The sequence below is a fragment of the Massilia genomosp. 1 genome, assembly GCF_011682185.1.
In the GTDB taxonomy this organism is placed as follows: domain Bacteria; phylum Pseudomonadota; class Gammaproteobacteria; order Burkholderiales; family Burkholderiaceae_D; genus Telluria_A; species Telluria_A rubra.
Map to the genome: position 1 here is coordinate 1 of NZ_WHJF01000659.1, position 250 is coordinate 250.

Sequence of the window (250 nt, forward strand, 5' to 3'; positions counted from 1 at the left end):
CACCCGCTTGACTGCCCGCTTACCTGCGTCCATTGCCATCTCCCTGGGATTCGTTTGTCACCAGGGATGCATTCTCCAGATCGCCATCGGGTCGCGCAATAACGCCGCTGAGCGACCGCTTACGGTACGGCATCCCCACGCCTTAAAAATGAGATTAGCCATGATTCCGCCGCCGTAACCGATCAGATTTCCTCCGATATCACGAAAAAGCGATGAAAAATCGTGCTCTCCTGATGTCGGCCAGTTCGGA

Annotated in this window: 1 protein-coding gene; it reads right to left on the minus strand. The window is 55.2% G+C overall.

The annotated features are described in order from the left end of the window. Positions 1-57 precede the first annotated feature (57 nt). The coding region (locus tag F1735_RS36185) for a hypothetical protein (RefSeq protein WP_222853225.1) at positions 58-250 on the minus strand (193 nt) is incomplete at its 5' end.